We start from the raw sequence: 19,024 nt of genomic DNA, 5'->3' as shown, positions 1-19,024 counted from the left end.
TCGGAAGGATAAGCAGAGGAGGAGAAAGCAATGCCGAAATACGTCTTCGCCTATCACGGCGGCAAGAAACCGGAATCGCCCGAACAGGGCGAGAAGGTGATGGCGGCCTGGAACGACTGGTACGGCGGCATGGGCAATGCCGTGGTCGACGGCGGCGGGCCCTGCGGCATGTCGCAGACCGTCAGCAACAGCGGCGTCGCGCAGAACGGCGGCGCCAACCCGGTGTCCGGCCTGACCCAGGTCGAGGCGCCGGACATGGACGCGGCGGTGGCGATGGCCAAGGGCTGCCCGATCCTCAGCGATGGCGGCAGCGTCGAGGTCGCCGAGGTGCTGCAGATGTGAGCCGGCGCGGCGGGCGACGCGCGGCCGATTGCCCGCGCCGCCCGCCGCCCGCCTCCCGACGGCACCGGTCGCGGCAAAACCGCGCCCGGCGTGCGCCGCGACACTTGCGGCAGGCACGTTCCGCGCGTCTACTGGAGCCATGCCCGAGCGTCCGACACGCACCCATGTTTTCCTGATCGACGGCACCCTCAGCCGGTTGCACGACGGCCATGAAAGCAATGTCGGCCTGATCTACAAGCTGCTCGCGTCGCTGGGTCCGAACGCCCGGCAGACCGTGGGCTACGATCCGGGCGTGCAGGGCACCGGATGGGGCAAGTGGGTGACGGTGATTGCCGGATCGACGATCAACCACAGCATCGAGGCGGGCTACGCGACGCTGTGCTCGCGCTATGTCGAGGGCGACCGGATCATCCTGTTCGGCTATTCCCGCGGCGCCTACGCGGTGCGCTCGCTGGGTGGCTTCATCGGCCGCATCGGCCTGCTGCGGCGGCGCCACGCGACCCAGCGCCGGATCCACCGGGCGTTCCGCTACTACCAGTCGCCGATGCCCAACGACCACGCCGAGCGGTTCTCGCGCCGCTACTGCCGGCGCGACGTGCCGATCCAGTTCATCGGCGCCTTCGACACCGTCAGCGCGCTGGGCATCCCCTACCCGTTCCTCAGCCACCTGGCGCCGATGGCGACGGATTTCCACGATCACCACCTGGGCCCGAACGTCGGCCACGCCTGCCACGCGCTGGCGCTGGACGAGACCCGCACCGCCTATGCACCGGTGCTGTGGGAACGCAACGGCGCCGGCGCCGGCCGGCTGGAGCAGGTCTGGTTCGCCGGCGCCCACGCCGATATCGGCGGCCAGGTCGGCGGCTTTCCCGCCGCGCGGCCGCTGTCGAACATTCCGCTGGTCTGGATGCTCGGCCGCGCCGAGTCCTGCGGTCTGCTGCTGCCCGAGAACTGGCGCGCGCGCTTTCCCACCGACGCCGCCGCGCCGGCGTTCGGCACCTGGCGGCAGAACGGGCGCTATTTCGTGACGCGCGCCGCGCGCATCGCCGGCCGGGGCCCCTGCGAATCCGAGCATCCCAGCGTGCAGGCGCGCCGTGACGCGCTGCCGCGCTACCGCGCGCGGGCGCGCTGGGCGGACGACGGCATCGACGTCACCTCCGACCCGGATCCCGACCCGGCGTCCTGAGCGGGCCGGCCGCGCGCCGGGCTCAGCCGCCGGCCCGTTCCGCGCGCCGCGCGGCCAGTCGGGCGATCTCGCGCCGCACCGCCTTGCGGATGCGCATCTCCAGCGCATCGCCCATCAGCTGGTCAAGCTCGTCGCGCACCAGTTCGGTGACCACCGCGCGCAGCGCCTCCTCGTCGTACATCGGTGCCGTCGCCTCGCCGCGCGGGCCCGGACGCACCGGGTTGTCCAGCACCAGCGGCGCCGACCCGGCCGGTGTCGGCGCCCGGCCTGTATCTGGATCTGCCGCTGCTGCCGGCTCGGCCTCGGGCGCAAAGGCGTTCGGCGCCGACGCCGGCCGGCGCGGCGCGGCGCGCTCGGCCTCCTCGGACACCAGCGCGCGGATCGTGGTCAGCAGGTCGTCGTCTTCCGGACGGCCGTCGGAATCGCTCATCGATCGGTCCCCAAATCGTTCGACGCCGTCGCGCCCGCCTCAGCGGGCGTAACGGTCGCGGAGTTTTTCCAGGATGCCGCCCTCGACGGTCGAATAGGGCGCATTCTGGACCCGGTTGTAGTTCACGTCCGGATTGTAGGTGGGGATACCCAGGTTCAGGAACTCGACACTCAACAGCCCCATCGCGGACAGCAACTGGTAGGCTGCCACGTATTCGTCGCGCAGGGAAGTGGCCAGCGCCAGCTGCGCGTCGCGCAGGTCCTGCTCCAGGTCCAGCACGTCCAGCGTGGTGCGCGCGCCGAGGATGGCTTCCTCCTGCACGCCCTCGAAGGCAACCTGCGCGGCGCGCACCTCCTCGCGGTTGGCGACGATGGTGGCACGCGCGACGCGCAGGTTCGACAGCGCCACGGCGGCCTCCTCGCGGATGCTGCGCGCGGTGTCCTGCACCTCGAAACGGCGCTGCTGCAGCACCGCCTCGGCCTGCCGGACCAGCGCGCTCAGCTCGCCGCCGGCATACAGCGGCACCCGGCCGGTGACGCCGACGCCGACGCCCAGATTGTCGCTGCGCCCGGTCAGGCCGTCGGCGTTGCGGGCGGTGGCGGTCGCCTCCAGGCTGACGCTGGGGCCACGGGCGGCGCGGGCCCGGGTCAGGTCGTACTGCGCGACCGTCTCCAGATAGCGCGCCGCGTTCAGCGCCGGGTGCTCGCGCATGGCGATCGCCTCGATCCGCTCCAGCGCCTGCGGCACCTGCGGCAGCGCCGGCGGCGCCTGCAGGTCGCGTGCCGGCGCGCCGACCACGGCCAGATAGGCCTCGCGGGCGGTGGTCAGCTGGCCCTCGAAGGCGGCCAGGTTGGCCCGCGCCTGCGCCAGCCGCGCCTCGGCCAGGCTGACGTCGGTGCGGGTGACCTCGCCCAGGTCGAACCGGTCGCGGGTGGCGCGTACCTGCTCCTGCAGCACCGAGACGTTGTTGCGCGCCACCTGCACCGACTGGATGTTGCGGCGCACGTCCATGAAGGCGGCGACGGTGTTCAGCAGCACCACCTGCTCGACGTTGCGCAGCTGCGCGCGGCCGGCGGCGACGGCGGACTTGGCGGCGTCGATCGCCGCGGCGGTCTGGCCGTGGTCATAAAGCAGCAGGCTGGACTGCAGCTGCGCCTGGTAGGTGTCGAACAGCTCCCAGTCGCTGTTCTCGTCCGCCGCGACCTCGGCGCTGCCCAGCGCGGTCAGCGACGGCCGGCGGGCGCTGCGCGCCAGCGCCACGCGCTCGTCGGTGTTGCGCAGCGCGGCGCGCTCCGCCTCCAGCACCGGACTCATCTGGTAGGCCTTGATCAGCGCGTCGGTAAGGGTTTCGGCCTGCGCGGGCGCCAAGGCACCCAGAACGCTCAGCGCTCCGGCCACGAACGGGCCGGCGAGACGGGAGTACGGCATTTTTCGGTCGCCTGTTGTATGACTGCTCGACAACCGATGCTATGCGCAGCCCCGCACCGCACAAAGCGGGAATCTAGAATTTGAATCCGGGTGTTGCTTCGAAACCCTCAAGTACCGGCGCGGTCGCGTCGAAAATGTAGCGCCAGGCGATGCGCCCGCCGGTCTTGAACCCGATCCGCGCCCGACCGGCGGTGCCCTCGATATGGATCATCGCGATGCGCCCGCCGTCCTTCAGCTGCGCCGGCAGCGCCTCGGGCAACTGCTCGACGCCGCCCTCCAGCACGATCACGTCGTAGGGCCCGTGCGAGGGATCGCCCCCCGCCAGCGGCCCCTCGGTGACGACGGCGTTGTCGGCGCCCTGCGCGGCCAGGGTCTCGGCGGCCTCGGCGGCCATCTCGGGGATCTCCTCGACGGCGATCACCGCCTCGGCCAGCCGGGAGATGACGGCGGTCGAGTAGCCCAGGCCGCAGCCCACATCCAGCACCAGATCCCTCGGGCCGACCTCCAGCGCGTCGATGATCTTGCTGAACACGCGCGGATCCAGCACCACCCGGTTGCCGCTCAGCGGCACGTGCGCGCCGGCATAGGCCACCGGTTTCAGCGCCGCCGGCACGAACTCCTCGCGCGGGACGGCCAGCATGGCCTCGATGATCGGATAGCGGGTGACATCGGAAGGCCGCACCTGGCTGTCTACCATTATGGTGCGCGCAGCGGCGTAGTCGGTCATCGCAGGTTCTTTCGCTCGAGCCTTGGGGTGCTAGCGATGTGCCACATCTGCCGCCCGTGGGCAACGCCGAGCGCGCCGCCCCGCCCCGTTTCCGTCCGGCGCGATGCGTCGGGGCCGGCACGTCCCGCGCGCCCGGCAGCGTTTCGGCGTGGCGGAGCGGTTCGGCAGCGGATCGCTGGGCCGCACCGGCACCACGCCCTCCGCGCCGCTTCAGGGTTCGCGCCGCCGCTCGGTCCGCAGAAGGACATGCCGCTGACGGGGCAGATAGGCGCCCTCGTCGAGATCCTTCAGATAGCTCAGCAGCTTTTCCCGGATCTCGTTGTGCAGGTACCACGAGGTGAAGGCCGTGGTGCCGGCGATCCAGATCCAGAGCACGGCGGCGTCCGCGTCGGCTTCCACCAGCTCGACGATCGGCGTGTCCGTCGAGCGCGGGTCGCCCTCGACGATCTCGTGCACCTTCTCGCGAACCTGATCGACGTCTATGCGGTAGTCGACCGAAAGCTTGACGATGCGCCGGACCGCTTCGCCCTCCTTCGACCAGTTCTCGAACGGCTTGGACAGGAAATCGGAATGCGGCACGATCAGGCGCGTGTCGAGCCAGGTGCGCAGCACCGTGTGGGCAAAGCTGATGTCCTCGACGGTCGCCCAGTGGCCGTCGTAGACCACCACGTCGCCGATGCGGACCGGATCGGTCAGGGCGATCTGGAACCCGGCGACCATGTTGCCCAGAAGCGGCTGCGCCGCGATCGCGACCAGCACGCCGATCGCGCCCGCCGAAGCCAGCAGCGACAGCGCGAAGCTCTCGAACACGCCGACCCTGTGGACGATGTAGCCGATGGTCAGCAGCGTCACGACCACCAGCGCCATCCGCCGCATCACATAGACGGTGGTCTTTATCCTGCGGTTCTCCGGATCGTCCGCGGCAAGCGGGACAACATAGCGCTGGCTGAGGGCGAGCGTTCCGGCCGACACCGTCTGGATGAACAGCCAGGCGCCGGCCGCCAGCCCGACCACTTCCGAGCCGATGTCGACCTTGGACGCCACCGGCCCCGTCAGCAGCACCAGGTTGTTGAGCCCGATCCGCACCGCGATCGCCGCCAGCAGGACCGAGAACGGCAGCGCGATCTTGCGCCCGGCACGCGCCCAGACCGGCGGCAGGAACCGGCTCAGCGCCTTCAGCGCGAAATAGCTCGCCAGCCAGATCAGCGCCGCGGCCAGCAGCAGCACCGCGGTCGCGATCCACTCGGCCAGCGACGGTTGCCCCAGGGTGTCCAGACGCTGCTCCAGGGGGATCCAGGCGCTGATCAGCCCCGGCCGCACCTTCGCGAATATCTCCTCGGCACGTTCGACGGTGTAGGGCGAAAACAGCCAGACCGGCTCTCCGTCCGCCGTCCGGAACCGTTGCAGGCTGATCGGCACCGGGCGGCCGTCCAGCTCGACCTCGCCCAGCTCGACCGATCTTCGGCTGTAGGGGCCCGCCGACTGCTGCATGCCCGGCAGCACCCGGGCGTCCGGCTGGTCCGGGATCTCGGCCCAGTCGATCAGGTCGTAGCGCCGCAGGATGAACGCCAGCATCAGCGCCAGTTCCGGCGCCCGCCCCGCCTGCTGCTCGACGGGAATGGCGTTCAGGTTCAGCGCGTAGGCGGCCCGCCCGAACCGGTCGTCCCGGATCGCCTCGAGGTACGACTCGAGCGCGGCCCTGGGCGTGTCGAGCCGGAGCGACCGCTCCAGCGGCGGCAACCCCTCGTTGATCGCCTCCACCTCGAAGGCGAAGGGCTCCGAGGCACTGGCCGGGTCCTGCGCAAGGGCCGGGGACCAGGCCCAGATCACAACCGCCAACAGCCGCGCCGCAAGAAGCTTCAGGTGCCGCGCGGGTCTCGTCGATCTTGTCATGTGACCCTTCCGGCCGGCTTTCCAGGCGGCCCCGCGGCCGGCTTTCCAGGTGGCCTTTCGGCCAGCTTTCCAAGTGGCCTTTCGGCCGGACAGCCGCTGGTGGCGAGGCCAGGGCTGAGGCCAGGGGCTGCTGTCGTGCCGGGCCCCCGAACTCCGGCCCGCCCTCGGCCGGCCGGGCTTGCCCCGCAAGGTTGGGCCGCAAAGGTGCCCGGCGTCAAGTTCCCGCACCGGCGTCCATACCGGCCGGATTGTCGTCGCCGTCGCGCGCGCGCCCCGGCCGCAGTCGGTTCTCGGGAATCTGCGCAAGCGCGACCTCGCCCCACCCCACGGTCGACAAACACGCGCATCCATGGCGCGCACAAGCACGGGTCCATCGGCGGCGCGATGCGATACCGCGCACTTCGGATCGCGGATAGCGATGATGCCGCGACGACGATGCCTCGACAACGGTGCAGCCCGGCGATCTGCCTCACCGACGAAAGCCGACCCTGGGCGGCAGCCGGCCCTGGCCCCCGAACACCGCCGCAGAACGCCGCCGCCGAACGTCCCGCCTGCGCCCGATGACTCCCCGAGCAAATCCCGGCCCCGTCCCCGCCGGTCAGCCTGCCACCGTCCCGCCGCGCCCGGTCTCGCCGACAAGCTCGCGGATCGCGTCCATGACCGCGGCGACCTGTGCCTTGTCACATGCCGCCGGGTGGGGCTGCGCGAAGCCCCCGCTGTCGTTGTCGAAATAGCGGCCGGAGGCGCCGGCGAAGGCGTCGGACAGGGCCGCGCGCCGCAGGATGTCGGCGCCGATCGCCAGGTCGTTGCCCGCGACGCCGAAGCCTTCCCTGACCATCTTCGTGGCCAGCAGCGAGCCGGGGTTCACGGCGATGAAGGCCGGACCGTCCGGATGGGCGCGGGCCATCTCCTGCGTCCAGATGGTGATCGCCAGCTTGCTCTGGGCGTAGGCCTGCATGTGATCGAGGGCGTGCCTGCCGCGCAGGGCGTCGACATCCACCGGCGCCTGGGCCGCCGAGGACAGGTTCACCACCCGGCCGTCCTTCGGGATGATCGGCAGCAGGCGCCGCGTCAGCAGGAAGGGCGCGAGGGTGTTGACGACAAGGCGGGTGTCGAACCCCTCGGGCGTGCGGGTCTGCGAGGTCCTGTAGACGCCCGCGTTGTTGATCAGCACGTCGAGCCGGTCGTGGCGGGCGCGGATTTCATCGGCCAGCGCCGCGACCTCGTCGAGCCGGGACAGCTCGGCGCGGAACGTCTCCGGCCGGCCGCCCACCTCGTGCGCGGCGCTTTCCAGCTTTTCGGCGCTGCGGCCGTGCAGCAGGACCGCGTGGCCCTTGGCGGCAAGCGTCTTCGCGGTCAGCAGGCCGATGCCGTCGGTCGCGCCGGTGATCAGGATCGTCTTGGGCATTGAGGCCTCCTCAGCCGTGGAAGTCCGGCAGGATCTCGTCCGCCTGCCGCAGCATGGTGTCTTCCATGTCTGCGCCGGTGAACCGCAGATCCAGCGCGACATGGTTGATGCCGAAGTCGCGGACCTGCGCCAGATAGCGCCGCATGCGGTCGGTGCCAGACCGGAAGCCGAGATGGATCGGAGTCGGCGCCGCATCCGTTCCACGCCCAGCGCGACGTCCCGGGTCAGGGCCGCCAGCACGCTGAGGTAGACGAAAGGGTCGCAGACCCGCCCGGCATCGCCGAAGGACGGCAATGACCGAAGGTGGAAAGGCCATGAAGCACAAGCGATTCAGCGAGGAGAAGATCATCGGCGTGCTGAAGGAGCATGGGACCGGTGCCAAGATGGACGACATCTGCCGGCGGCACGGGATCAGCTCGGCGACCATCTACACCTTCATCTTCATCGCTCCGGTGCCCGCTTCAGCTTCCAATTCCATGATCTTGTCGGCCGCGAACGGCAGCATGACACAGACAAGGTCGCGATCGGCCCGGATTCAGATCAGCCGATCAGCGCCACTCTTGGTACGGTCATCGGTGTCACCGCGTTCGGTTCAAGGTTTTGCAACGCTTACCTTCCGCGATGTTCGACAGTGGCCACCAGCGTCACAACCGGCCACGGGTTGCGCTACGCCGGGAACTTCGCGCGCGGTCTCCTGCACCAAGCCCGGGACACTGTCCCGATTGCTGGGCGTTGGCGCCACCTCGGTGACACGGCGCACCGGCAGGAACGACACTCGAACCGTTGCCTGATTCAAGTTGCAGCTCGGTCGCAAGACACGGCGTGTTACCGTGGCTATTGCAGACAGGACCGCCCGCAAGGCCAAGGCGCCGCACGCGAATGGAGACCCAGGGCCGCACCCGCCATTTCACGGACAGAAACCTGCGCGGCGGATCATGCGCCGCTGCCGTGATCGACTTCTCACCGCCGCTCGCATGGAGGCCCAGGCCCCGGCGATCCGCACAGCGCGCTTCCCACGCGCCCCGGCGGACGCTAACACTTTGAAAGAATGAAAAGCCGGGATCCGCCGGCGCGTCACCGGTCCGACAGAAGGAGCCTGCCCATGTCCAACAGCCTCAACCGCCGCAGCCTGCTCAAGGGCACCGCCGCCGCCGGCCTTGTTCTGGCCGCGCCGCCGGTGCTGGGCCAGACCAGGCTCCGCGTCGCCGGCATCCACGCCTCGCCGGTCGAGAACGCCTGGAACTCGCGGCTGCACTCGGCGATGGTCGAGGCCGCCGCCGACGGCGCCATCGACTATGTGTTCTCGGAAGGCGTCAGCGGCACCGACTACGGCCGCGCCACCCGCGAATACGCCGAGCAGGGCGTCGACCTGATCGTCGGCGAGGCCTATGCCGTCGAGCGCGAGATCCGGCAGATCGCCGGCGACTACCCGGACGTGGCATTCCTGATGGGCTCCTCCGGAGAGCCGTCGGGCGACAATTTCGGCACTTTCGGCACCTGGAACCACGAGGCCGCGTATCTTGCCGGCATGCTGTCGGGCCGGATGAGCGACAGCGGCATCTTCGGCGCGGTCGGCGCGATCCCGATCCCCGAGGTCAACATGCTGATCAACGGCTTCCGCCAGGGGGTGAACGTCACCCGGCCCGACGCGCAGCACCTGATCGGCTTCATCGGCACCTTCTTCGACCCGCCGAAGGCGCGCGAGGCGGGGCTGGCGCAGATCGACGCCGGCGCCGACATCCTGTTCGGCGAGCGCATCGGCACCGCCGACGCCGCGAAGGAGCGCGGCATCAAGGCGATCGGCTCGCTGATCGACTACACGCCGCGCTACCCCGAGACGGTGTTCGCCAACGCCATGTGGTACTTCCGCCCGCTGCTGGACGCGGCGCTGGCGGACAAGGCCGCGGGCGATCCGACCGGGCGCAGCTACACCCCCTACTGCCTGATGGCCGAGGGCGGCAACGACATCGTCTACCAGCCGTCGATGGTTCCCGAAGACGCGATCCCCGAGATGGAGGAGGCCCGCGCCGCGATCAAGGCCGGCGCGCTGACCGTCGAGATCGACTTCGACGAGCCGACCTGACCCCGGCAGGGCCACCACCGACCGGCCCGGCGCGCGCCCCGCGCCGGGTCCCCCAGCAACACTCGGGCAGCGCATGGCAGGCACCCCCATTCTGCACCTCGACGGGATCTCGAAAGCCTTCGGCCCGGTCGCCGCGAACCAGGACATCTCGATCAGTCTCGCCCGCGGCGAGGTGCTGGCGCTGCTGGGCGAGAACGGCGCCGGCAAGACCACGCTGATGAACATCCTGTTCGGCCACTACATGCCCGACGCCGGCCGGGTGCGCGTCGACGGCCGCGACCTGACGCTGGGCCGGCCCCGCGACGCCATCGGCGCCGGCGTCGGCATGGTGCACCAGCACTTCACCCTGGCGCCGAACCTGACGGTGCTGGAGAACGTGATGACCGGCACCGAAAGCCTGTTCGCGCCGGCCAGCCGCACCCGCGCCGCCCGCGCCCGGCTGGCCGAACTGGCCGAGCGTTTCGGCCTGGCGGTCGATCCGGACGCCCGCGTCTCGGCGCTGTCGGTGGGCGAGCGGCAGCGGGTCGAGATCCTCAAGGCGCTCTACAACCGCGCCCGGATCCTGATCCTGGACGAGCCCACCGCGGTGCTGACCCGCCCCGAGGCCGAGCGCCTGTTCGCCACCCTGCGCGGCATGGCGGGCCAGGGGCTGTCGATCATCTTCATCTCGCACAAGCTGCACGAGGTGCTGTCCGCCGCCGACCGCGTGGTGGTGCTGCGCGGCGGCCGCGTCGTGGCCGAACGCGCCACCGTTGCCACCAGCCGCGAGGAACTGGCCGAACTGATGGTCGGCCGCCGCGTCACCCGCCCGGTGCGCGGGGCCGGCACCCCCGGCGAGGTGATCGTGCGCGCCCGCGGCGTCACCGCCGGCGTGCCGGGCGCCACCCGCCTGCACGGCGTCGACTTCGCGCTGCGCGCCGGCGAGGTGCTGGGCATCATCGGCGTCTCGGGCAACGGCCAGACCACGCTGGCGCAGCTGCTGTCCGGGCTGGCCCGCGCCGACGCAGGCGAGGTCACGCTGCTGGGCCGGGACGCCACCGGCCTGACGCCGCGCGCGCTGGTCGGCATGGGCGTCGGCCGGATCCCCGAGGACCGCAATACCGAGGGCGCGGTGGGCGAATTCCCGCTGTGGCAGAACGCGGTGCTGGAGCGGATCGGCGATCCGCGCTTCGCCCGCCGCGGGCTGGTGCGCCGCGCCGCCGCCCGCGCCTTCTGCGGCAAGGTGATCGAGCGGTTCGATCTGCGCGGCGGCACGCCCGACACGCCGACGCGGCAGCTGTCGGGCGGCAACATGCAGAAGCTGATCTTCGGCCGCAACCTGTGGGACGCGCCGCGCCTGCTGATCGCGGCGCAGCCGACCCGCGGCCTGGACGAGGGCGCGATCGCCGCCGTCCACGCCGAGATCCTGGCCGCCCGCGCCAAGGGCTGCGGCGTGATCCTGATCTCGGAAGACCTGGACGAGGTGCTGGCGCTGGCCGACCGCGCGCAGGCGATCGTCAGGGGCCGGCTGTCGCCGCCGGTGGCGACCGACCGGCTGGACGCGCGGCGCCTGGGGCTGATGATGGCGGGCGAATGGCAGGGGCTGGACGATGCGGTTTGAACGCCGGCAGAAGGTCTCGCCGCTGTGGCTGGTCGGCGCGCCGGTGGCGGCGATGGCGCTGGCGCTGGCCATCGCCGGGGTGCTGATCGCGCTGGCCGGCGCGCCGGTGCTCGAGGCCTATGGGCGGATCCTGACCGGCGCCTTCGGCTCGCGGCTGTCGGCGACCGAGACGCTGACCCGCGCCACGCCGCTGATCTTCACCGGCCTCGCCGCCGCGGTCGCGTTCCGCGCGCAGGTCTGGAACATCGGCGCCGAGGGCCAGCTCTACGCCGGGGCGCTGGCGGTGGTGGCGCTGGGCGCCGCGACCCCGGCGGGCCTGCCGCCCGCGCTGCTGATCCCGGCGCTGATGGCGGCGGGGGCGGTGGCGGGCATGGTGCTGCTGCTGGTGCCGGTGTTCCTGCGGCTGCGCTTCGGCGTCGACGAGGTGGTGACGACGCTGCTGCTGAACTTCATCGTGCTGCTGTTCGTCTCGCTGGCGGTCGAGGGGTTCCTGCGCGACCCGCTGGCGTTCGGCTGGCCGCAGTCGGTGCCGGTGGCCGAAGAGGCGATGCTGCCGCAGATCGTGCCGCGCTCGCGCCTGCACGCCGGGCTGCTGGTCGCCGTGCTGGCGGCGCTGGCGGTGTTCGTCGTGAACCGGGCGACGGTGTTCGGCCTGCAGTCGCGGGCGGCGGGCCTGAACGCCGCCGCGGCGCGGTTTTCCGGCGTTCCCATCGGCCGCACGCTGCTGCTGGTCGCCTGCCTGTCGGGCGGGCTCGCCGGGCTGGCCGGCGCGGTCGAGGTGCTGGGGGTGAAGGGCTACGTCTCGACCGACCTGTCGCCGGGCTTCGGCTATTCCGGCATCGTGGTGGCGATGCTGGCGGCGCTGAACCCGATCGGGGTGATCTTCGCCGCGCTGTTCGTCGCCACCATGTTCGTCGGCGCCGACGGCATGAGCCGGGCGCTGGACGTGCCCAGCTTCATCGCCGACGTCACCGTCTCGCTGGCGCTGCTGACCATGCTGGTGGCGCTGTTCTTCACCAGCTACCGGGTGCGCCGATGAGCGAGCTTGCCGACATCCTTCTGACCCTGGGCCTGTGGTCCTCGGTGCTGCGGATCGCGACGCCGCTGATCTTCGGCACGCTGGGCGCGCTGCTGTGCGAGCGCGCCGGGGTGCTGAACCTCGGCATCGAGGGGATCATGACCTTCGGCGCGATGATCGGCTGGCTGACGGTGTACCAGGGCGGCGACCTGTGGCTGGGGATGCTGGCCGCCGCCGTCTCGGGCGCGGCGTTCGGGCTGCTGCATGCGGGGATGACGGTCAGCCTGGGCCTGTCGCAGCACGTCACCGGCCTCGGGATCACGCTGTTCGCCTCCAGCTTCAGCTACTACCTGTTCCGGCTGGCGGTCGAGGTGCAGGGCACGCCGCCCACGGTCGAGCCGTTCCGTCCGGTGGCGATCCCGCTGCTGTCCGAGCTGCCGGTGCTGGGCCCGACGCTGTTCACCCAGACCACGCCGACCTACCTGGCGATCGGCGCGGCGCTGGGCCTCGGTTACCTGATGGCGCGCACGCCGCTGGGGCTGGCGGTGCGCATGACCGGCGAGAACCCGCACGCCGCCGAGGCGCAGGGCCTGAACCCGATCCGCCTGCGCTACGGCGCGATCATGGCCGGCAGCGCGCTGATGGCGATGGGCGGCGCGTTCCTGACGCTGGCGGCGTTCAACAGCTTCTTTCCGACGATGGTGCAGGGGCGCGGCTGGGTCTGTATCGCGCTGGTGGTGTTCTCGACCTGGGTGCCGCTGCGGGCGCTGCTGGGGGCGCTGCTGTTCGCGCTGTTCGACGCCTACCAGCTGCGGCTGCAGACGGTGTTCGGCAAGGCGGTGCCGTACCAGCTGTTCCTGATGATGCCCTATGTGCTGTCGATCGTGGCGCTGGTGGTGATGTCGCGCCGCGCGCGGGTGCCGCAGGCGCTGATGAAGCCCTACCGCCGGGGCGAACGCTAGGTCCGCCCCGGCGCGCGGCGCTCAGCCCTGCGCCTCGGCCTGGATGAAGGTGCCGTTCTGCAGATCGCGCATCGCCTGCATCAGCTCGGTGCGGGTGTTCATCACGATCGGCCCCTGCCAGGCGACCGGCTCGCGGATCGGCGTGCCGGTGACCAGCAGGAAGCGCATCCCCTCGGGGCCGGCCTGCACGGTGATCTCGTCGCCGCTGTCGAAGCGCACCAGCGTCCGGTTGCCGGTCAGATCGCGGATGTTCAGCTCCTCGCCGCGGTATTCCTTCTCGACCCGCACGCCCTGCGGGTGCGAGGCGTCGCGGAACGTGCCCGAGCCCGCGAAGACATAGGCGAAGGCGTTGGCGTAGGTGTCCACCGGCAGGCTGCGGCGCACGTTCGGCGGCACGCTGACGTCCAGATACACCGGATCGGCGGCGATGCCGTCGACCGGGCCGCGCTGGCCCCAGAAGGCGCCGGTGATCACCCGCACGGACGTGCCGTCGTCCTCGACCACGACCGGGATGTCGCTGCCCTGGATGTCCTGATAGCGCGGCGCGGTCATCTTGTGCGCCGAGGGCAGGTTCGCCCACAGCTGGAAGCCGTGCATCTGCCCCTTCGGGTTCCCGCGCGGCATCTCCTGGTGCAGGATGCCGCTGCCGGCGGTCATCCACTGCACGCTGCCCGGGCCCAGCACGCCGCGGTTGCCCAGGCTGTCGGAATGCTCGACCTCCCCTTCCAGGACATAGGTGATGGTCTCGATCCCCCGGTGCGGGTGCCAGGGAAAGCCCTTGGCATAGGCCGCCGGGTCGTCGTTGCGGAAATCGTCGAGCAGCAGGAACGGGTCGGCCTCGGCCGGGTCGCCGAAGCCGAAGACGCGGTGCAGGTGCACGCCGGCGCCCTCGATCGCGGGTTGCGCGCGGGTCTCGGATTTCACGGGTCTGAAGGACATCGCGTCCCTCCTTTCGAATGAACGGTTTCCCCCAATATGGGCCGTCGCCGGCGCCGGCGCCATGGCCGTGCGCCCGCACCGGATTGTTTCCGCAGCGGCGACGACGCTCAGCGGCGCGGCCGGCGCCGGACCAGGATCCGCTTCAGCAGCGGGCCGGCGGCCAGCAGCGCCAGCAGCCCGGCCAGCGCCGGCGCCGGCAGCGCGCCCTGCGCCCAGCCGACCAGCACCCGGTCCGCCAGCAGCGCCAGCGCGCCGGCGTACAGCAGCAGCGCGGCGCCCAGCGCCAGCCCCAGCAGCACCCGCGCCGGCGCGTGCAGCGGCCGCGGCAGCCACGGCGGCATCCGCGTGCCGATCGTCACCCGCCCCCGGCGTGTCGGTGGTGTTCCATCCATGCCGCTGCCAGACCACGCCAATCCGGCGAAATCGTGACCGGCGCACGCGCCCCCTTCCGCCCGGCGCGCCGCTGCCGTAAGAGGCGCGGCATGACCGATCCCGACGAGCCCATCGCCATCCTCCGTGTCTCGCGCGCCCGCCGGGTGTTCAGCGTCGCGGTGCAGGTCGCGCTGGGCCTGCTGCTGATCTGGGTGGCGCTGACCCTGCCCGAGCGGCAGCTGCTGATCCAGGCCCTGCTGGCGATCCTGGGCGCCGGCGCGCTGTGGCAGGCGGCGGCGGTGTGGCGCGCCACCGGGACCGACGTGGTGCTGACCCGCGGCGGGCTGCGCGACAGCGCCGGGCGCACGATCGCCGATCTGGACCGGATCGAGGCGGTGCAGCGCGGCGCCTTCGCCTTCAAGCCCTCGAACGGGTTCTCGCTGAAGCTGACCGAACCGGCGCCGCGGGCCTGGGTGCCGGGCGTCTGGTGGCGGCTGGGCACCCGCGTCGGCGTCGGCGGCGCGACCTCGGGCAAGGCGGCGCGGCAGATGGCCGACGTGATCGCGCTGATGAAGGCCGGCCACTTCCCCGACTAGCCCGAGTCCCCGAGGCGCGCCGGGGCCGCGAGGCGCCGGTCCCGGAACCGGTCCCGCGGCCGGGCCTACAGCCCCTTCGACTGGTAGCTCAGCGCCACCCGCTCGATCGAGACCAGATAGGCGGCGGTGCGCAGGTCCGGCACGTCCTGGCGGGTGTGCCAGACCTCGCGCATCGCCTGGTAGGCGCCGCGCATGGTGTCGTCGAGCCCCGAGCGCACCAGCTCCAGCTCGCCCGCGCCGCGCAGGTACTTGGTGCGGAAGTCCTTGCCCAGCGTCCACTCCAGGTCGTGGCTCTTCGACAGCCGGTCCAGCTCGTCGACGATCAGCATGTGGCGGGCTTCCTCCTGTCGGCGCTGCATCCGGCCGAAGCGGATGTGGCTGAGGTTCTTGACCCATTCGAAATAGCTGACGGTGACGCCGCCGGCGTTGGCGAACATGTCCGGCACGATGACGCAGCCGCGCTTGCGCAGGATGTCGTCGGCGCCGGCGGTGACCGGGCCGTTGGCGGCCTCGATGATCAGCGGCGCGCGGATGTGCTCGGCGTTCTGCATGTTGATCACGCCTTCCAGCGCCGCCGGAATCAGGATATCGCAGGAATATTCCAGCACCTCCGAGCCGCGCTCGACGAAGGTCGCGCCCTCGAAGCCGCGCACGCCGCCGGTCTCGGCCATGTGCAGGCGCAGCGCGGCGATGTTCAGGCCGCTCTCGTTGACCACGGCGCCGTCGCGCTCGATCACCCCGGTGATCAGCGCGCCGTCCTCCTCGGACAGGAACAGCGCAGCGTGGTAGCCGACGTTGCCCAGGCCCTGGACGATGACCCGCTTGCCGCCGAGCCCGCCGTCCAGCCCGGCGGTGCGCACGTCCTCGGGGTGGCGGAAGAACTCCTGCAGCGCGTACTGCACGCCGCGGCCGGTGGCCTCGGTGCGGCCCTGGATGCCGCCGGCATGGGTCGGCTTGCCGGTGACGCAGGCGCTGGCGTTGATGTCGGTGGTGTTCATCCGCCGGTACTGGTCGGCGATCCATGCCATCTCGCGCTCGCCCGTGCCCATGTCGGGGGCGGGCACGTTCTGCGCCGGGTTGATCAGGTCGCGCTTGGTCAGCTCGTAGGCGAAGCGGCGGGTGATCAGTTCCAGCTCGTGCGCGTCCCACTCGGTCGGATCGATACACAGCCCGCCCTTCGAGCCGCCGAACGGCGTCTCGACCAGCGCGCACTTGTAGGTCATCAGCGCCGCCAGCGCCTCGACCTCGTCCTGGTTGACGCTGGTGGCGTAGCGGATCCCGCCCTTGACCGGCTCCATGTGCTCGGAATGCACCGAGCGGTAGCCGGTGAAGGTGTGCAGCTCGCCCCGCAGCCGCACGCCGAAGCGCACGGTGTAGGTGGCGTTGCAGACGCGGATCTTCTCCTTCAGCCCGGGCGGCAGTTCGACCAGCGACGCGGCGCGGTTGAACATGATGTCCACGGACTGACGGAAGGAAGGTTCCTTGGCCAACTGCATTTGTCGCAACTCCCGGGTGTCGTTTCTGTGGGTCGAGCCTAGCAGGCCGCCGCGCACGTGTCGCGCATGGCGGCGCGGGGTTGATCCGGGGTCACCCCTGCCCCGCCCGTTTCGCGCGCCGCGTCGGCGCGGCGGCCAGCGGATCCTCGGGCCAGGGGTGTTTCGGGTAGCGCCCGCGCAGGTCCTTGCGCACGTCGGCATAGCCCGACGCCCAGAACCCCGGCAGATCGGCGGTGGTCTGCACCGGGCGCTGCGCCGGCGACAGCAGCGTCACCAGCAACGGCACGCCGGCCACCGACGGGTGCGTCGCCAGGCCGAACATCTCCTGCAGGCGGATGGCGATTTCCGGCTGCGCGCCGGAATAGTCGATGCGCACGTTGGTCCCGGTGGGCGCGGTGAAATGCGTCGGCGCACGCTGCCGCAGCGCCGCCTCGCCGGCCGGGCCCAGCCGCGCGGCCAGCGCCGGGTGCAGGTCCATCGCCGCCAGCGCGCCGAAGCTGCGCACGCCCGGCAGGAACGGCGCCAGCCAGTCCTCCAGCGCACCCAGCAGCGCCTGCTCGCCCATGTCCGGCAGATCCGCGCCCGCGCGCCGCAGCCATTCCGCCCGCGCCCGCAGCCCCTGCGCCGCCGCGCTCCAGTTCAGCGCCGGCAGCCCGAGGTCCCGCACCCCCTCCAGCAGCGCCGGGATGCGGGCGTCGTCGGGCGCGTCCTTCCAGGCGCTGTCCGACAGCACCAGCGCGCCAAGGCGCTCCTGCACCCGCGCCTCAACCTGCCGGTGCCGCCGCGACCAGCGGCACAGCTTCTGCTCGGTGATGCGGTCCGCGAACAGCGCCCGCAGGTCGGCCTCCTGCACCGGCAGCGCGCGCCGGATCCGCGCCTCGCGCCGGTCGCCGTCGAGGTCCAGCGCCACCAGCATCCGCTGCCCGCCCAGCGTGTCGCCCGGATCGAGAAACGCCCCCGAGCCGCCCGACAGCAGGTAGCGCGGATCGTCCCCCGGCCGCCGCAGGCCGACCCGGTCCGGCCAGGCCAGCGCCGCCATCGCGCCGGGCGACAGCGCCCGCCCGTCCGGCGCCAGACGGCGCAGCCGCTTCGCCTCGGCGCGGATCTCGCCCAGCCGGCCGCGGTCGGCGCGATACGGCCGCGTCGCCTCGAACCGCGCGGTGTCGGCCAGCGCCTCCAGCCGCAGACCCATGTCGGCGGGCGCACCCGGCAGCGGATCGCGGGCCTCGGCCAGCGCGGCCAGATCCGCCGCCGCGGCGCCGCCCTCCAGCAGCATCCGCGCCAGCCGCGGGTGTACCGGCAGCGCGCCCATCGCCCGGCCCCTGTCGGTCAGCGCGCCGCCCGCATCCAGCGCCCCCAGCTCGGCCAGCAGCTGCCGCGCCACGGCATAGGCGGCGGGCGCGGGCGGCGTCGGGAACGGCAGTCCCGCCGGGTCCGCCGCCCCCCAGATCGCCAGCTCCAGCGCCAGCGGCACCAGATCGGCGGTCTCGATCTCGGGCGGCGGAAAGGGCGCCAGCGCGCCCTCCTCGCCCTTCGCCCACATCCGGTAGCAGATGCCCTCGGCGACGCGCCCGGCGCGGCCCCGGCGCTGCTCGGACTCGGCGCGGGTGACGCGCTCGGTCACCAGCCGCGACATGCCGCTCGCCGGGTCCAGCCGCGCCCGCCGCGCGCGGCCGCAGTCGACGACCACGCGCACCCCCGGAATCGTCAGCGAGGTCTCGGCGATCGCCGTGGCCAGCACCACCCGCCGCCCCTGACCGGGCCGCAACGCCGCCCGCTGCGCCTTGAACGGCAGCCCGCCGTGCAGCGGCAGCACCTCGGCGTCGAGCTTCAGCGCGCCGGCGACGCGGCCGATCTCGCCCTGCCCCGGCAGGAACACCAGCATGTCGCCCGTCGTCTCGGCCGCCGCGCGCTGCACCAGCTCCACCGCGCCCGAGACGAACCCGCGCCCGACCAGCGTCCCCGGCCCCAGGGGCCGCTCCAGATAGCGCGTCTCGACCGGGAACGCCCGCCCTTGCGAGGTCACCACCGGCGCGCCGCCGATCAGCCCGGCGACGAACCCGGCGTCCAGCGTCGCCGACATCGCCAGCACCGCCAGATCCTCGCGCAGTGCGCCGCGCACCTCCAGCACCAGCGCCAGGCCCAGATCGGCCTGCAGGGCGCGCTCGTGGAACTCGTCGAAGATCACGCAGCCGACGCCGCTCAGCTCCGGGTCGGCCTGCAGCATCCGCGTCAGGATGCCTTCGGTGATCACCTCGATCCGGCTGCCGGCGACCGAGGCGCCGCGCATCCGGTAGCCGACCGCGCCGCCCGGCGCCTCGCCCAGCAGCTCGGCCAGCCGCTCGGCGGCGGCGCGGGCGGCGACGCGGCGCGGCTCCAGCATCAGGATCTTGCCCCGCACCACGCCGGCAGCGTCCAGCGCCAGCGGCACCTGCGTGGTCTTGCCGGCGCCGGGCGGGGCCTGCACGACGCAGGCGCCGGCGCCGCGCACCGCGTCCACCACCGCCCCCAGCACGGCGACGATCGGCAGCTCTCCGGCCATGC

Annotated in this window: 17 protein-coding genes and 1 pseudogene; 8 read left to right on the top strand and 10 right to left on the bottom strand. The window is 72.1% G+C overall.

From position 1 onward, the window contains the following. Window positions 1–30: 30 nt before the first annotated feature. Together GE300_RS09070 and GE300_RS09065 are read left to right on the top strand one after the other, a co-directional pair. A complete protein-coding gene (locus tag GE300_RS09070) occupies window positions 31–342 on the top strand; it encodes a YciI family protein (RefSeq protein ID WP_154446246.1) in 312 nt (103 codons plus the stop codon). Between the two features lie 139 nt (window positions 343–481). Further along, window positions 482–1,528 (top strand): DUF2235 domain-containing protein, encoded by a 1,047-nt coding sequence (locus tag GE300_RS09065; RefSeq protein ID WP_233416895.1) that lies wholly within the window; start codon window positions 482–484, stop codon window positions 1,526–1,528. 22 nt (window positions 1,529–1,550) lie between these two features. Here GE300_RS09065 and GE300_RS09060 read toward each other — a convergent pair whose 3' ends face one another. From GE300_RS09060 to GE300_RS23525, 6 genes are all read right to left on the bottom strand, one after another. Further along, a complete protein-coding gene (locus GE300_RS09060; RefSeq protein WP_154446244.1) occupies window positions 1,551–1,958 on the bottom strand; it encodes a hypothetical protein in 408 nt (135 codons plus the stop codon). A 39-nt stretch (window positions 1,959–1,997) separates the two neighbouring features. Beyond that, window positions 1,998–3,386: a TolC family outer membrane protein gene (locus GE300_RS09055; RefSeq protein ID WP_154446243.1), complete on the bottom strand. Its 1,389-nt coding sequence runs from the start codon at window positions 3,384–3,386 to the stop codon at window positions 1,998–2,000. A gap of 73 nt (window positions 3,387–3,459) precedes the next feature. Then, on the bottom strand, window positions 3,460–4,113 hold the full coding sequence (locus tag GE300_RS09050) for a protein-L-isoaspartate O-methyltransferase family protein (RefSeq protein WP_154446242.1): 654 nt from the start codon (window positions 4,111–4,113) through the stop codon (window positions 3,460–3,462). Window positions 4,114–4,323: 210 nt separating this feature from the next. Beyond that, window positions 4,324–6,006: a mechanosensitive ion channel family protein gene (locus GE300_RS09045; protein WP_154446241.1), complete on the bottom strand. Its 1,683-nt coding sequence runs from the start codon at window positions 6,004–6,006 to the stop codon at window positions 4,324–4,326. A 598-nt stretch (window positions 6,007–6,604) separates the two neighbouring features. Then, the gene (locus tag GE300_RS09040; protein WP_154446240.1) at window positions 6,605–7,414 is read right to left on the bottom strand and encodes an SDR family NAD(P)-dependent oxidoreductase; all 810 of its coding nucleotides are present in this window, start codon (window positions 7,412–7,414) and stop codon (window positions 6,605–6,607) included. A gap of 10 nt (window positions 7,415–7,424) precedes the next feature. Beyond that, window positions 7,425–7,559, bottom strand: a complete 135-nt coding sequence (locus tag GE300_RS23525; protein WP_267905431.1) for a hypothetical protein — start codon at window positions 7,557–7,559, stop codon at window positions 7,425–7,427. Between the two features lie 169 nt (window positions 7,560–7,728). On the opposite strand from GE300_RS23525, the pseudogene GE300_RS22935 reads away from it, so the two are divergent. The 5 genes and pseudogenes from GE300_RS22935 to GE300_RS09010 form a co-directional block, all read left to right on the top strand. Next, a pseudogene (locus GE300_RS22935) lies at window positions 7,729–7,851 on the top strand (transposase); the annotation flags it as partial. 665 nt (window positions 7,852–8,516) lie between these two features. After that, on the top strand, window positions 8,517–9,497 hold the full coding sequence (locus GE300_RS09025; RefSeq protein WP_154446238.1) for a BMP family protein: 981 nt from the start codon (window positions 8,517–8,519) through the stop codon (window positions 9,495–9,497). Between the two features lie 73 nt (window positions 9,498–9,570). Further along, on the top strand, window positions 9,571–11,097 hold the full coding sequence (locus GE300_RS09020) for an ABC transporter ATP-binding protein (RefSeq protein ID WP_154446237.1): 1,527 nt from the start codon (window positions 9,571–9,573) through the stop codon (window positions 11,095–11,097). Continuing rightward, on the top strand, window positions 11,087–12,136 hold the full coding sequence (locus tag GE300_RS09015; RefSeq protein WP_154446236.1) for an ABC transporter permease: 1,050 nt from the start codon (window positions 11,087–11,089) through the stop codon (window positions 12,134–12,136). Before GE300_RS09020 ends, GE300_RS09015 begins: the two co-directional genes overlap by 11 nt. Then, window positions 12,133–13,077: an ABC transporter permease gene (locus GE300_RS09010; RefSeq protein ID WP_154446235.1), complete on the top strand. Its 945-nt coding sequence runs from the start codon at window positions 12,133–12,135 to the stop codon at window positions 13,075–13,077. The genes GE300_RS09015 and GE300_RS09010 overlap by 4 nt, the downstream gene beginning before the upstream one ends. A gap of 21 nt (window positions 13,078–13,098) precedes the next feature. On the opposite strand, the gene GE300_RS09005 is transcribed toward GE300_RS09010, so the two are convergent. Beyond that, the gene (locus tag GE300_RS09005) at window positions 13,099–14,016 is read right to left on the bottom strand and encodes a pirin family protein (protein ID WP_154446234.1); all 918 of its coding nucleotides are present in this window, start codon (window positions 14,014–14,016) and stop codon (window positions 13,099–13,101) included. A 107-nt stretch (window positions 14,017–14,123) separates the two neighbouring features. Next, window positions 14,124–14,375, bottom strand: a complete 252-nt coding sequence (locus tag GE300_RS09000; protein WP_154446233.1) for a hypothetical protein — start codon at window positions 14,373–14,375, stop codon at window positions 14,124–14,126. 123 nt (window positions 14,376–14,498) lie between these two features. On the opposite strand from GE300_RS09000, the gene GE300_RS08995 reads away from it, so the two are divergent. After that, window positions 14,499–14,984 carry a hypothetical protein gene (locus GE300_RS08995; protein ID WP_154446232.1) on the top strand — a complete coding sequence of 162 codons (486 nt, stop codon included), beginning with the start codon at window positions 14,499–14,501 and terminating at the stop codon, window positions 14,982–14,984. Between the two features lie 65 nt (window positions 14,985–15,049). On the opposite strand, the gene GE300_RS08990 is transcribed toward GE300_RS08995, so the two are convergent. Next, entirely contained in the window at window positions 15,050–16,480 is a 1,431-nt protein-coding gene (locus tag GE300_RS08990; RefSeq protein WP_154446231.1) for a Glu/Leu/Phe/Val family dehydrogenase, read from the bottom strand. A gap of 91 nt (window positions 16,481–16,571) precedes the next feature. After that, window positions 16,572–19,022 carry an ATP-dependent helicase HrpB gene (gene hrpB / locus GE300_RS08985; protein ID WP_154446230.1) on the bottom strand — a complete coding sequence of 817 codons (2,451 nt, stop codon included), beginning with the start codon at window positions 19,020–19,022 and terminating at the stop codon, window positions 16,572–16,574. Window positions 19,023–19,024: the final 2 nt, after the last annotated feature.

Origin of the sequence: Halovulum marinum (genome assembly GCF_009697225.1) — a bacterium.
GTDB lineage: Bacteria > Pseudomonadota > Alphaproteobacteria > Rhodobacterales > Rhodobacteraceae > Halovulum > Halovulum marinum.
The sequence above is the reverse complement of the archived record's forward strand: the minus strand, read 5'-3'. Positions and strand labels throughout refer to the sequence as shown.